The sequence below is a fragment of the Methylobacterium indicum genome (assembly GCF_017347565.1).
Taxonomy (GTDB): Bacteria; Pseudomonadota; Alphaproteobacteria; order Rhizobiales; family Beijerinckiaceae; genus Methylobacterium; species Methylobacterium indicum.
Window position 1 is genome coordinate 4,620,746 of the sequence record NZ_AP024145.1, and the last position, 12,997, is coordinate 4,633,742.

The 12,997-nt window shown below is 70.1% G+C and carries 11 protein-coding genes; 9 read left to right on the top strand and 2 right to left on the bottom strand.

The features are described 5' to 3' along the window. Window positions 1–13 precede the first annotated feature (13 nt). From miv_RS21430 to miv_RS21460, 7 genes are all read left to right on the top strand, one after another. Entirely contained in the window at window positions 14–430 is a 417-nt protein-coding gene (locus miv_RS21430; protein ID WP_048461322.1) for an ester cyclase, read from the top strand. A gap of 32 nt (window positions 431–462) precedes the next feature. Further along, the gene (locus miv_RS21435) at window positions 463–1,395 is read left to right on the top strand and encodes a glutathione S-transferase family protein (protein WP_207178742.1); all 933 of its coding nucleotides are present in this window, start codon (window positions 463–465) and stop codon (window positions 1,393–1,395) included. Between the two features lie 97 nt (window positions 1,396–1,492). Then, on the top strand, window positions 1,493–1,942 hold the full coding sequence (locus miv_RS21440; RefSeq protein WP_048431430.1) for a hypothetical protein: 450 nt from the start codon (window positions 1,493–1,495) through the stop codon (window positions 1,940–1,942). 249 nt (window positions 1,943–2,191) lie between these two features. Next, a complete protein-coding gene (locus miv_RS21445; RefSeq protein ID WP_244748640.1) occupies window positions 2,192–2,671 on the top strand; it encodes a 4-aminobutyrate aminotransferase in 480 nt (159 codons plus the stop codon). 347 nt (window positions 2,672–3,018) lie between these two features. Beyond that, window positions 3,019–4,971 carry a PrkA family serine protein kinase gene (locus tag miv_RS21450; RefSeq protein ID WP_082171959.1) on the top strand — a complete coding sequence of 651 codons (1,953 nt, stop codon included), beginning with the start codon at window positions 3,019–3,021 and terminating at the stop codon, window positions 4,969–4,971. A gap of 120 nt (window positions 4,972–5,091) precedes the next feature. Beyond that, complete coding sequence (locus miv_RS21455) at window positions 5,092–6,408, top strand: YeaH/YhbH family protein (RefSeq protein ID WP_207178743.1); 1,317 nt, start codon at window positions 5,092–5,094, stop codon at window positions 6,406–6,408. A 104-nt stretch (window positions 6,409–6,512) separates the two neighbouring features. Then, on the top strand, window positions 6,513–8,093 hold the full coding sequence (locus tag miv_RS21460; protein ID WP_058620579.1) for a SpoVR family protein: 1,581 nt from the start codon (window positions 6,513–6,515) through the stop codon (window positions 8,091–8,093). Window positions 8,094–8,126: 33 nt separating this feature from the next. Here miv_RS21460 and miv_RS21465 read toward each other — a convergent pair whose 3' ends face one another. Further along, the gene (locus miv_RS21465; protein ID WP_089504089.1) at window positions 8,127–9,020 is read right to left on the bottom strand and encodes a LysR family transcriptional regulator; all 894 of its coding nucleotides are present in this window, start codon (window positions 9,018–9,020) and stop codon (window positions 8,127–8,129) included. A gap of 121 nt (window positions 9,021–9,141) precedes the next feature. Between miv_RS21465 and wrbA the strand changes: the two genes are divergently transcribed. Next, on the top strand, window positions 9,142–9,741 hold the full coding sequence (gene wrbA / locus miv_RS21470; protein ID WP_207178745.1) for an NAD(P)H:quinone oxidoreductase: 600 nt from the start codon (window positions 9,142–9,144) through the stop codon (window positions 9,739–9,741). Between the two features lie 146 nt (window positions 9,742–9,887). Here wrbA and miv_RS21475 read toward each other — a convergent pair whose 3' ends face one another. Continuing rightward, on the bottom strand, window positions 9,888–10,859 hold the full coding sequence (locus miv_RS21475) for an L-threonylcarbamoyladenylate synthase (RefSeq protein ID WP_425312934.1): 972 nt from the start codon (window positions 10,857–10,859) through the stop codon (window positions 9,888–9,890). A gap of 163 nt (window positions 10,860–11,022) precedes the next feature. Between miv_RS21475 and miv_RS21480 the strand changes: the two genes are divergently transcribed. Continuing rightward, entirely contained in the window at window positions 11,023–12,792 is a 1,770-nt protein-coding gene (locus miv_RS21480) for an acyl-CoA dehydrogenase family protein (RefSeq protein ID WP_048429745.1), read from the top strand. Window positions 12,793–12,997: the final 205 nt, after the last annotated feature.

A 12,997-nucleotide genomic window follows, 5' to 3' on the forward strand; every position in this document is an offset into this window, starting at 1 on the left:
CAGGGAGGATTCGATGTCGATCGATGCCAACAAGGATCTGGCGCGCGCCTACTTCACGGCCTTCCGCGACCGGGACGAGGCGTGGTGGCAGCGGCACATCGCGCCCGAGTTCGTCCGCCACGATCCCGGCCTGAACTTCGCCGTGCGCGGCCCGGAGGGCGTACGCCACCTCGGCGAGGTGCTGCATGGCGGCGTCACCGAGATGACTCTGCCGATCGACGAGGTGATCGCCGAGGGCGACCGGGTGCTGGTGCGCCTGCGCTTCCAGGGGCGGCATACCGGCGACCTGATGGGTCTGGCTCCGAGCAACCGCACCATCGACATCGCCGTGATGGACCTGTTTCGCATCGTCGACGGGCGCCTGGTCGAGCATTGGGCGCTCCTCGACAATCTCGGCCTCCTGAAGCAGGTCGGCGCCCTCCCGGCCTGACCCGCTCCACCCCGTCAGCCGAAAGATTCCGCATGTCCGCGCCGCAGATCGTCCTGCACCACTACGCCTTCTCGCCCTACGCCGAGAAGGTCCGCCTCGCCCTCGGCCTGAAGGGCCTCGACTGGGCCTCCGTCGACGTCGCGATGATGCCGCCGCGCCCACTCCTCGATCCGCTCACCGGCGGCTACCGGCGCGTGCCGGTGATGCAGGTCGGCGCCGACATCTACTGCGACACCCATGCGATCCTGCCCGCCCTCGAGCGGCTGCACCCGGCGCCGAGCCTGTATCCGGGGCTCGCCCCGGCGCTTGCCGAGGGCCTGACCTTCGGCCTCGAGCGCGACCTCTGGCTCGCGGTGATCGGCGTCACGGTGCATTTCGCCGGCGACCTGCCCGAGACCTTCCTGCGCGACCGCAAGGACGACTACCTCTACGTCGACATCAGCCACGCGGCGATGGAGCCGGATTTTTTCCGCAACGCCCAGCGGGTCGCGGCCTGGACGTCCTGGCTCGCCGAAGGCCTGTCGGACGGCCGCCGCTTCCTCGGCGGGGATCAGGCCGGGGTCGCGGACCTCGCGCATTATCACCTGCTCTGGCTGATGCGCGGCGGCGGGCGAGCCGAATCGGTCGACCGGCTGCTCGGCCTGGCGCCGCTCCACGGCTGGATCGAGCGGGTCGCGGCCCTCGGGCATGGCCGTCCGCGGGAGATGACCGCCGAGGCGGCGCTCGATGCCGCCCGGGATGCCGAGCCGGCGCCGGTCGAGCCCGTGAATGCGGTGCCGGAGCTGATCGCGGCAGCGCCCGGCGACGCCGTGACGGTGACGCCGGACGACTTCGCCCGCGTTCCGGTCGAGGGTCGGCTCGTGGCGGTCGACGCGGAGCGCATCGTCATCCGGCGCGACGAGTCCCGGGTCGGGGCGCTGCACCTGCATTTCCCGCGCGCCGGGTTCACGGTGGCGAGAAGCTGACGCTCCGTCGCGACGGCGACCGACGCCGCCCGGCGAAGGTCTCCGTCTTTTTCCGGTTCGTGACAGAACCGATCGGCCCATGCCGCGTTACGCGCCCATGGCCGATCCCCGCCGCCAGGCTTCCCCGACCACCGAGCTGATCACGCGGCTGATGCGCGTCGTGCGCACCTGCCCGGAGGCGACGGCGGACATCCTCGAACTCGTGCTGCTGGTGAGCCAGATCGAGGCGATCCCGGCGGTCGATCGCGACTACCGCGACGCCAGGCGGGTGATCGCGCGGCTGCGCAACCCGCTCTGGGACATGACGCCGGATCAGCGTCAGGTGTTGAAGCAGGCCGCCGACACGATCCGCGACGCCTGCCGCCTGCGCGAGAGCGACATCCCGTCCGATCCGATCGGGGATGCGGGCGAGCGGGCCCGGATCGAGCGCGGGCTCGCCTCGGCCCTTGCGGGCGAGTTCACCCCGGCCCAGATCGCCCGGGTGACCGGCGCGACCCTGGCGGTGCTCCAGGCCGCGACCGGCGACGGACCGGAGGAGGGGACATGATGATCGGCGATTATCCGGTCGAGGGACGGGGCTACTGGATGTGGCTCGCCGGCGTCGCCCTGCTCGGGCTGTTCAACTTGTTCGTGATGCTGGTCCTGCATTGAGGGTTCCGTGCCGGGATCCCGGGTTTCCGGTGCGTTTCCGCCCGGATGCCGGTTTCCTGGACGGAACCCGCGCGGCGGGCCTCGACGGCGCCCGGCCCGCTCCCCACATGCGGCCGGCACCCCACTCGAAGAGCTTGAGAGCCCAATGACGAGCCCCCTTCGCCCGACCCTGGCGCTCGCCGCCGTGATCGCCACCGGGCCCCTCTTCGGGCCCCTCCTGGCCGTGGGCCCCGCGCTCGCCCAGGCCGCCAAGGTGCGCGAGCACTCCGTCGCCTCCGGCAAGCAGGTCCGGCTGGTGATGGTGCCGAACCTGAAGAAGGATTGCTCGCTCGGGCCGCAGCCCGAGCTGAAGGTGACGAGCCCGCCGAAGAACGGTGCCCTGATCCAGCGCGCCGGCAAGGTGAAGACGCCCGCCACCTATCGTTGCCCGAACGCCGACGCCAACGTCCAGGCCCTGTTCTACGAGAGCAAGGCCGGCTTCACCGGCACCGACGAGGTCACGGTCGAGATCAAGGGCACGGACGGCAACGTCAGCACCCAGACGATCAAGCTGACGGTCGGCGGCAAGGATGCGCCGAAGGACGGGGCCAAGGACGGCGCGAAGAAGGACACCACCGACCTCTGACGGCCGGCCCCGCGCCGGAGGAGCCGAAACGAATACGGAACGTCGCCCGCGCGGGCGACGTTGCCCTCACATCCCGCGGAGCGCCCGACGGCGCCTCGGGGGGTGTGGAAAAACTGGAACAGGCGTGTCCTTTACGGCACAGGCCCGGCCGATGCCCGGCTTTCGCATTGGCAGGCTTGCGACTTTCCCGTTCGTCAGGACCGGCGCCCCGCCCGCAGCCGGCCTGCATACAGCCTTCCGGCCGCCGCCGCACCCCCCGATCCGCCACCGCGCTGCGACAAACATGGGGATATCGATTGCATCCGAGGCGGGACAGGATGATCCTGGCGATGTCGTGAGGGTCCGGAATGCCAATGCCGTCAGCGAGCGACCTCTTTCAAACTTTCGCACGCAGCTACGAGTCCCGCCGGGACTCCGAGATGACGCTCTCCGAGTATCTCGAAGCCTGCCGTGACAACCCCTTGATGTACGCGAGTGCGCCCGAGCGTATCCTCGATGCGATCGGCAAACCCGAGTTCATCGACACTGCGCGCGACCAGCGCCTGGGCCGGATCTTCATGAACCGGACCATCCGTACCTACCCTGCCTTCTCCGAATTCTACGGCATGGAGGAGACGATCGAGAGGATCGTCTCGTTCTTCCGCCATGCCGCGCAAGGCTTGGAGGAACGCAAGCAGATCCTCTACCTGCTCGGTCCCGTCGGCGGCGGCAAGTCGTCGCTCGCCGAGCGGCTGAAGGCCCTGATGGAGGTGCACCCGATCTACGTGCTCAAGGCCGGCAACGAGATGAGCCCGGTCTTCGAGAGCCCGCTGGTGCTGTTCGACCCCGAGACGATGGGGCCGATGATCGAGGAGCGTTACGGCGTGCCGCGCCGGCGCCTGACCGGGCTGATGAGCCCGTGGTGCCTGAAGCGCCTCGACGAGTTCGGCGGCGACATCTCGAAGTTCCGGGTCGTCAAGGTCAATCCGTCGCGCCTGCGCCAGATCGGCATCGCCAAGACCGAGCCGGGCGACGAGAACAACCAGGACATCTCGTCCCTTGTCGGCAAGGTCGACATCCGCAAGCTCGAGACCCTGAGCCAGGCCGACCCCGACGCCTATTCCTACTCGGGCGGCCTCAACCGGGCGAACCAGGGCATCCTCGAATTCGTCGAGATGTTCAAGGCGCCGATCAAGATGCTGCACCCCCTGCTCACCGCCACGCAGGAAGGCAACTACGTCGGCACCGAGAATATCGGCGCAATCCCGTTCACCGGCATCATCCTCGCCCACTCGAACGAGGCCGAGTGGCAGAGCTTCAAGACCAACAAGAACAACGAAGCCTTCATCGACCGCATCTACGTCATCAAGGTGCCGTACTGCCTGCGGGTGACCGAGGAGCAGCGGATCTACGAGAAGCTGGTCTCGGGCTCGGAACTCGCCAACGCCCGCTGCGCGCCCGGCACCCTGGAGATGCTGGCCCGGTTCTCGGTGCTCTCGCGCCTGCGCGAGCACGCGAACTCGAACGTCTTCTCCAAGATGCGGGTCTATGACGGCGAATCCCTGCGCGAGGTCGATCCCCGCGCCCGCTCGATGCAGGAATACAAGGACACCGCGGGCGTCGACGAGGGCATGGACGGGATCTCGACCCGCTTCGCCTTCAAGGTGATGGCCGCCACCTTCAACCACGACACCACCGAGGTCTCGGCCGACCCGGTCCACCTGATGTACGTCCTCGAACAGTCGCTGCGCCGCGAGCAGCTGCCGCCCGAGACCGAGAAGCGCTACCTCGAATTCATCAAGGGCGAGCTGGCGCCGCGCTACGCCGAGTTCATCGGCCACGAGATCCAGAAGGCCTATCTCGAATCCTACCACGATTACGGCCAGAACCTGTTCGACCGCTACATCGACTATGCGGACGCCTGGATCGAGGACCAGGACTTCAAGGACCCGGAAACCGGGCAGTTGCTCAACCGCGAGCTGTTGAACCAGGAACTCACCAAGATCGAGAAGCCGGCGGGCATCGCCAACCCGAAGGATTTCCGCAACGAGGTGGTGAAGTTCGCCCTGCGCTCGCGGGCCCAGCATGGCGGGCGCAACCCGTCCTGGACCTCCTACGAGAAGATCCGCGAAGTCATCGAGCGGCGGATGTTCAGCCAGGTCGAGGAGCTGCTGCCGGTGATCTCCTTCGGCTCGAAGAAGGACAGCGAGACCGAGAAGAAGCACGGCGAGTTCGTCGAGCGGATGAAGGACCGCGGCTACACCGAGCGCCAGGTCCGGCGCCTCGTCGAGTGGTACATGCGCGTCAAGCAGGCGGGCTGAGCCCGGACGGATCCGCGGGCGGCGTCAGGCCCGCGGATCCCACTCCCTCGGATCACCCGCTCGCCGTAGCGGGACCGAGCCGGAAACGACAGGATGGCGTGATCGGAGAGCGCGAAGCGGATGCACATCATCGATCGACGCCTCAATCCCGGCGGCAAGAGCCTGGCGAACCGGCAGCGCTTCCTGCGCCGGGTTCGCGACGTGGCTCAGCGTGCCGTGCGCGAGGCGGCCCGGGAGAAGGACATCAAGGATCTCGGCAAGGACGGTCACGTCACCGTCCCGGTGGACGGCGTGCGGGAGCCGAAATTCACCCGCAATCCCTCGACCGGGGTGCAGGACCACATCCTGCCCGGCAACAAGACCTACATCGAGGGCGACCTGATCGAGCGCCCGCCGGGCGGCGGCGGGGGAGGGGGCGGCAGCGGCGAGGCCGGCGACGGCGGGGCGGACGGCGAGGATTCGTTCCGCTTCGTGCTGACCCGCGAGGAGTTCCTGGAGCTCTTCCTCGAGGACCTCGAACTGCCCGACCTCGCCAAGCGCCGCCTCGCGGTGGTGGAGACCGCGACCCTGCGCCGGGCCGGCTACACGGTCTCGGGTTCGCCCGCCAACCTCTCGATCGGCCGGACCCTGCGCAACTCGCTGTCGCGACGCATCGCCCTGAAGCGGCCCAAGGCGGCCGAGACCGCGGCGCTCGAGGAGGAGATCCGGGCGCTCGAGGAGAGCGAGCCCGACGCCGCGATCCTCGACGAGATGCGGGCGGAACTGGAGCGCCTGCGCACCCGCTCGCACCGCATCCCCTACGTCGACCCGATCGACCTGCGCTACCGGCGCTTCGAGCCCTACCCGCGGCCCGTCGCCCAGGCGGTGATGTTCTGCCTGATGGACGTCTCGGGCTCGATGACCGAGCACATGAAGGACCTCGCCAAGCGGTTCTACATCCTGCTGCACATCTTCCTGACCCGGCGCTACAAGCACGTCGAGATCGTCTTCATCCGCCACACCGACCACGCCAAGGAGGTCGACGAGGAGACGTTCTTCGGCTCGCGCGAGACCGGCGGCACGCTGGTCTCCTCGGCGCTGGTCGAGATGAAGCGGATCATCGCCGAGCGCTACAGCCCGGACGACTGGAACATCTACGCGGCCCAGGCCTCGGACGGCGACAACGTGTCGAGCGACGGCGCCACCTCGCAGGACCTGCTGCGCTCGGCGATCCTGCCGGCCTGCCAGTACTTCGCCTATCTGGAGGTCGGCGACGAGGGCGGGCCGCGGGCGGGCTTCGTCGAGCACCGCACCACGCTGTGGCGCACCTACGAGCCGGTGGCAAAGGCCAACTCGGTCCTGGCGATGCGCAAGGTCAACCATCGCCGGGACATCTACCCGGTCTTCCGCGAGCTCTTCTCGCGCAACAAGGCCGGCCAGGAGGCTGCGGCACCCTGACGGCCGCGACGACGGCGCGGCCCCGGCTCCGGGCCGCGCCCGCTTGAACGACGATCCGCATCCCGCCGCGGGATGTTTTCAGGTACCGGGAGGTTCGACGCCCGATGAGTTCCGCCACCTTCGGCACGCGGCCCGCGAGCCCGGCCGTCATCGCCAGGACCGCCCCGCTCTTCACCGGCAACGACTGGGACTTCGACACCATCCGGCGCATCCACGACGCCTGCGAGGCGATCGCCGGACCGGAGCTCGGCCTGAGCTGGTACCCCAACCAGATCGAGATCATCACCGCCGAGCAGATGCTCGACGCCTACGCGTCGATCGGCATGCCCCTGTTCTACAAGCACTGGTCGTTCGGCAAGCACTTCGCGCAGCACGAGGCCGGCTACCGCCGCGGCCTGATGGGGCTCGCCTACGAGATCGTCATCAACTCCGACCCGTGCATCTCCTACATTATGGAGGAGAACACGGCGACGATGCAGACGCTCGTCATCGCGCATGCCGCCTTCGGCCATAACCATTTCTTCAAGAACAACTACCTGTTTCGCCAGTGGACGGATGCCGAGGGCATCCTCGACTACCTCGACTTCGCCAAGACCTTCATCACGCGCTGCGAGGAGCGCTACGGCCACAACGCCGTCGAATCGGTGCTGGACGCCGCCCATGCCCTGATGAACCAGGGCGTCCACCGCTACCCGCGCAAGAAGCGCCCCGACCTCTCCTCCGAGCAGCGCCGCGAGCGCGAGCGGCAGGAGCACCAGGAGCGGATGTACAACGACCTCTGGCGCACCCTGCCGGCCAAGAGCCCGACCGGCAAGCCGGACCCGGGCGCCGAGCGGCGCAGGGCACTGCTGGAATTGCCCCAGGAGAACATCCTCTACTTCCTGGAGAAGGCGGCGCCGCGGCTCCAGCCCTGGCAGCGCGAGATCCTGCGCATCGTCCGGCACGTCGCGCAGTATTTCTACCCGCAGCGCCAGACCAAGGTGATGAACGAGGGCTGCGCCACCTACAACCACTACCGGATCATGACCCGCCTGTCCGAGACCGGCCAGATCGACGAGGCGGCCTACCTCGAATTCCTGCAATCCCACACCAACGTCATCCGCCAGCCGAACTACGACGACCGGAGCTATGGCGGCCACAACCCCTACGCCATCGGCTTTGCCATGATGACGGACATCGCCCGCATCTGCACCGATCCGACCGAGGAGGACCGAGCCTGGTTCCCCGACATCGCCGGCAGCGGCGACGCGATGGGGGTGCTGCGCGACGTCTGGGCCAACTATCGCGACGAGAGCTTCATCGCGCAGTTCCTCAGCCCGCGTCTGATGCGCCAGCTGCGGCTGTTCCACGTCACCGACGATCCCGACAAGCCGGAACTCCGTGTCGAGGCGATCCACGACGAGCGCGGCTACCGGAAGCTGCGCCGGGCCTTCGCCCGGCAATACGACGTCGCCTGGCTCGACCCCGACATCGAGGTCGTCGACGTCGACCTGGAGGGCGATCGCAAGCTGATCCTGCACCACAAGGTGCTCAACCGCGTGCTCCTCAACAAGGACGACGCGAACCGGGTGCTCCAGCACCTCGCCGACCTCTGGGGCTACGACGTGCTGATGAAGGAGGTCGACACCACGACCGGCGCGGTGCTGAAGGAGCACACCGCGAGCGCGCGCCCGACCTTCTTCTGATCGGCAACGCCGCGGGCGGCCGCGACGAGGGCGTCAACCGTCCGGCCGGCCCCCCTCGATCAGGTCGCGCTGACGCGTGAGGGCGTCGCCGACGAAGTCGAGGAAGGCGCGCACCCGGGCGGCGCGGCGCAGGTCGGGGTGGGTCAGGAGCCACAGGCCCGCCGCCAGTTCGGGCTCGGGTTCGGAGAGCCGCACGAGCCCGGGCCGGGGATCGCCGATGACGCAGGGCAGGGGGCCGATCCCGATGCCGGATTCGACCGCGTCCGCCAGCCCCTGCACCGTGTCGAGGCGCAGGATCACCCGCTCGGGCGCCGTGCGCTCCTGGACGTAGCGGGCCGCCGCCGCGGCGCCGAGGCGGGGCGCGGGCGAGACCCAGCGCTGCGCATCGAGCGGCACGCTCCTGTCGAGGTCGGCCCGGCCGTAGAGCGCCCAGGCGATGGTGGCGAGGCGCCGGCCGACCAGCGTGTCGGGCGGGTCGTTGGTGGCGCGCAGCGCTACGTCGGCGTCGCGCTTGGCGAGGTTGAGCGCCTGCTCGGACACCACGACGTCGAGGCGCACCTCCGGGCAGCGGGCGCAGAACTCCGCGAGGATCGGCGTCAGGAGACCGGTCAGGAGCGAGGCCGCGGTGGTGACGCGCAGCTCCCCGGCCGGGGTGAGGCCGCAGCTCTCGATCCGCCGGGTGAAGGCGAGCACGTCCTCCTCCATCCGGGCGGCGATCCGCACCATCTCCTCGGCCGCCGGGGTCGGCACGTAGCCGGTGCGGTGGCGCTCGAAGAGCGGCGTGCGCAGCGACGCCTCGATCTGGCCGAGCCGCCGGAAGGCGGTGGAGTGGTTGATGCCGAGCCGCTCGGCGGCCTGGGTCAGGCCGCGCTGATCGAAGATGGCCTTCACCAGCCGAAAATCGTCCCAGGCGAGGGGAGCAGTCACGGGGATCTCCCGACCTTGCGCGCCTGCAAGCGCGGACTTGCAGCATAGGGGATTTCGTCGGCGCCCGCGATCCGCGATGGTCCGCCCCACGCAAGTCACGGCATTGGCAGGAGATCGCGCGATGGCGAAGGTTCTGGTCCTCTACTATTCGACCTACGGCCATATCGAGCAGATGGCGCAGGCGGTGGCCGAGGGCGCCCGGGAGGCGGGCGCCGAGGTGGCGGTCAAGCGGGTGCCGGAACTGGTGCCGGAGGACGTCGCCCGCAACGCCCATTACAAGCTCGATCAGGCGGCGCCGATCGCCACCGTGGACGAGCTGCCGGGCTACGACGCGATCATCATCGGCACGCCGACCCGCTTCGGCAACATGGCCGCGCAGATGAAGAACTTCATCGACCAGACCGGCGGCCTGTGGGCCAAGGGTGCGCTGATCGGCAAGGTCGGGGCGGTCTTCACCTCCACGGCCTCGCAGCATGGCGGCCAGGAATCGACGATCCTCAGCGTCCACACCGTCCTGCTGCACCAGGGCATGGTGGTGGTCGGCCTGCCCTACAGCTTCCAGGGCCAGCTCGGCACCGACGAGGTGATGGGCAATTCGCCCTACGGCGCCTCCACCATCGCGGGCGGCGACGGCAGCCGCCAGCCGAGCGCGGTGGAGCTCGAAGGCGCCCGCTTCCAGGGCCGCCACGTCGCCGGGCTCGCCGCGAAGCTCGCCGGCTGAGCACTGGACCGGCCAAAGAAAAAGCCCGGACGGATCCGGGCTTCGAGGCGGAAGGTCGATGGGGGCTTGAGTGACCTTCTAGACCCCTACAACGCGCCTCCCGCGGATTCGGTTCCGCGGGAGGCGCGAATTTTTTTAGGGCGCCGTCAGCGCGGCGCGGCGGCGCGGCCGAGGCGATCGCGGATCGCCTCGCCGAGGCCGTCCGCGGGGATCGGCGCCACCGCGATCACCGCCGGGCCGGCGGTGTCGAGCCGGCGCAGGTAGCCGAAGAGGTGGGAGGCCGCCTCCGCGAGGTCGCCGGCCGGGCTGAGATTGAGCGACAGGAGCGCCCGGTCGAGGCCGGCCGGGGCCGCAGGCCCGAACAGCAGGGCGGCTTCGCCGGACAGGATCTCCGTCGCGTCGAGGCGCATCGCGGCCCGGGGCGCGTAGTGCGAGGCGAGGAGCCCCGGAGAAACCGGCGCCGATCCGGCCGGCACCGACGGCAGGGCGAGGGGCCGGCCGAGAACGGCTTCGATGCTCGCGCGCGGCACGCCGCCCGGGCGCAGCAGCACGGGGGGGCCGTCGAGGCAGGCGACGATGGTCGATTCGACCCCGACCGGGCAGGCGCCGCCGTCGAGGATCGCGGCGATCCGGCCGTCAAGGTCGCCGAGCACGTGGTCGGCCTCGGTCGGGCTCACGCGCCCCGAGCGGTTGGCCGAGGGCGCCGCCACCGGACAGCCCGCCGCCGCCAGCACCGCGCGGGCGAGGGGACTGCCGGGGACTCGCAGGGCCACGCTCGGCAGGCCGGCCCGGGCGAGGTCGCAGACGCGGCCGCCCGAGGCCGCCGGGACCACCAGGGTCAGCGGCCCGGGCCAGAACGCCTGCGCGAGAGCCAGGGCGTCCGGGCCGAACTCGCCCTCGCGCCGGGCCGCCGCGAGGTCGGGCAGGTGGGCGATCAGCGGGTTGAACCGCGGCCGCTCCTTGGCGGCGTAGATCGCCGCCACCGCCTTGGGATCGCCGGCATCGGCGCCAAGCCCGTAGACGGTCTCGGTCGGAATCGCGACGAGCTTACCCGCCCGCAGCAGCGCACCGGCCTCGGCGAGGCCCGCGGCATCGGCGGAGAGGCGCTGGGTCGCCATTGACCCGCGATCATCGTTCACGTCTAAACTGTCGGTCACCATGCCACCGGCCGTAACGTCGGCGGCGGCCGCACGTCAAATCCAAACGGCGGCGCCCGGGGTCCCGCGCGGCGGGTTCCTCCGCGGTCGACCGCCCGACCCGCTCCCCGGGGAGGAGCCCTCGATGACCTATCGCGCGCCCGTGGCCGAGATGGCCTTCACCCTCCGGCACGTCGCCGGGCTCGACCGCGCCATCGCGGAGGGCCTGCACGGCGACCTCTCCGACGATCTCGTCGACACGATCCTGGACGAGGCCGGCCGCTTCGCCAACGACGTGGTGGCGCCGCTCAACACGGTCGGCGACCGCCACGGCACCCCGCTCAAGGACGGCGTGGTCACCATGCCGCCGGGCTACCGGGAGGCCTACCGCGCCTGGACCGAGGGCGGCTGGAACGCGCTCCCGGGCCCGGTCGAGTATGGCGGCCAGGGCCTGCCGATCCTGCTCAACGCCGCCTGCATCGAGATGTGGAATTCCGCCGCGATGGCCTTCGGCCTCGGCCCGCTGCTGACCGCCGGCGGCGTCGAGGCGCTGAGCCGCCACGGCAGCGAGGAATTGCGCGCCCGCTACCTCGAGAAGCTGGTCTCGGGCGAGTGGACCGCCACCATGAACCTCACCGAGCCGCAGGCCGGCTCGGACCTCTCGGTGATGCGCACCCGGGCCGAGCCCGCAGGCGACGGCTCCTACCGGATCTCGGGCGAGAAGATCTACATCACCTGGGGCGAGCACGACCTCACCGACAACATCGTGCATCTCGTTCTGGCGCGGCTGCCCGACGCGCCTCCCGGCACCCGCGGCATCTCGCTGTTCCTGGTGCCGAAGGTGCTGCCGGACGGCTCGCGCAACGCGCTCAAATGTGCGGGCATCGAGCACAAGCTCGGCATCCACGGCTCGCCGACCTGCACCATGGTGTATGACGGCGCCACCGGCTGGCTCGTCGGCGAGGCCAACCGGGGGCTGGCCTGCATGTTCACGATGATGAACAACGCCCGCCTCGGCGTCGGCCTCCAGGGCGTCGCCATCGCCGAGCGAGCCTATCAGCAGGCGCTGTCCTATGCCCGCGACCGCCGCCAGGGCCGGGCGGCCTCCGCCACCGAGGGCGCGAGCGCGATCATCGACCATCCGGACGTGCAGCGCATGCTGCTCACCATGAAGGCCCTGACCGGCGCCTCCCGGGGTATCTGCTACCTGACGGCGGAAGCGATCGACCGCGCGCACCGGGCTCCGGACGAGGCGGCCCGCAAGGCGGCGCAGGCCCGGGCCTCGCTGCTGACCCCGGTGGCGAAGGCATTCTCGACCGATATCGGCATCGAGGTCGCCTCGCTCGGCATCCAGGTCCATGGCGGCATGGGCTTCGTCGAGGAGACCGGCGCGGCCCAGCACCTGCGCGACGCCCGCATCGCGGCGATCTATGAGGGCACCAACGGCATCCAGGCGATCGACCTCGTCACCCGCAAGCTGCCGCTGGAGAACGGCGCGGTGGTCCGCGGCCAGATCGCCGCAATGCGCCTCATCGCCGAGCGGGTGCTGAAGGAGGGCGGTCCCGGCTTCGGCCACACCGCCCCGCGGCTGCGCGAGACGATCGAAGCGCTCGACCGGGCGACGGGCTACCTCCTGAAGGCGCTGGGCTCCAACCGGCCCGACGAGGCCCTGGCGGGCGCGACGCCGTATCTCCGCCTGTTCGGCCTGGCGCAAGGCGGTACCTGCCTGGCGCAGGCGGCCCTCGCGGCGAACGCCGCGGTCAAGGACGGCGCGACCGATCCCGCCCACCCGGCCCGCATCGCGCTCGCCCGGTTCTTCGCCGAGAACCTCGCCACCGCGTCGCGCGGCCTGGAGGAGACGGTGACCGGCGGCGGCGGCTTCCTGCAGGATGGGGTGCTGGCGCTGGCGGGGTGAGGGAGCCGGGTCGCATACGCCCGGACTCATCCCCTCCGGGTCATCCCGGGGCCGCGCAGTGGAACCCGGGATCCATAGCCGCCGAGGATGCAGGATGAAGCGGAAGGCCAGCCGCCTCGTTCGGTACCGTCAGCGGTTATGGATCCCGGGTTCTCGGCTTCGCCGAGCCCCGGGATGACATGGAGGACTTCAGCTAGGCCGGCTC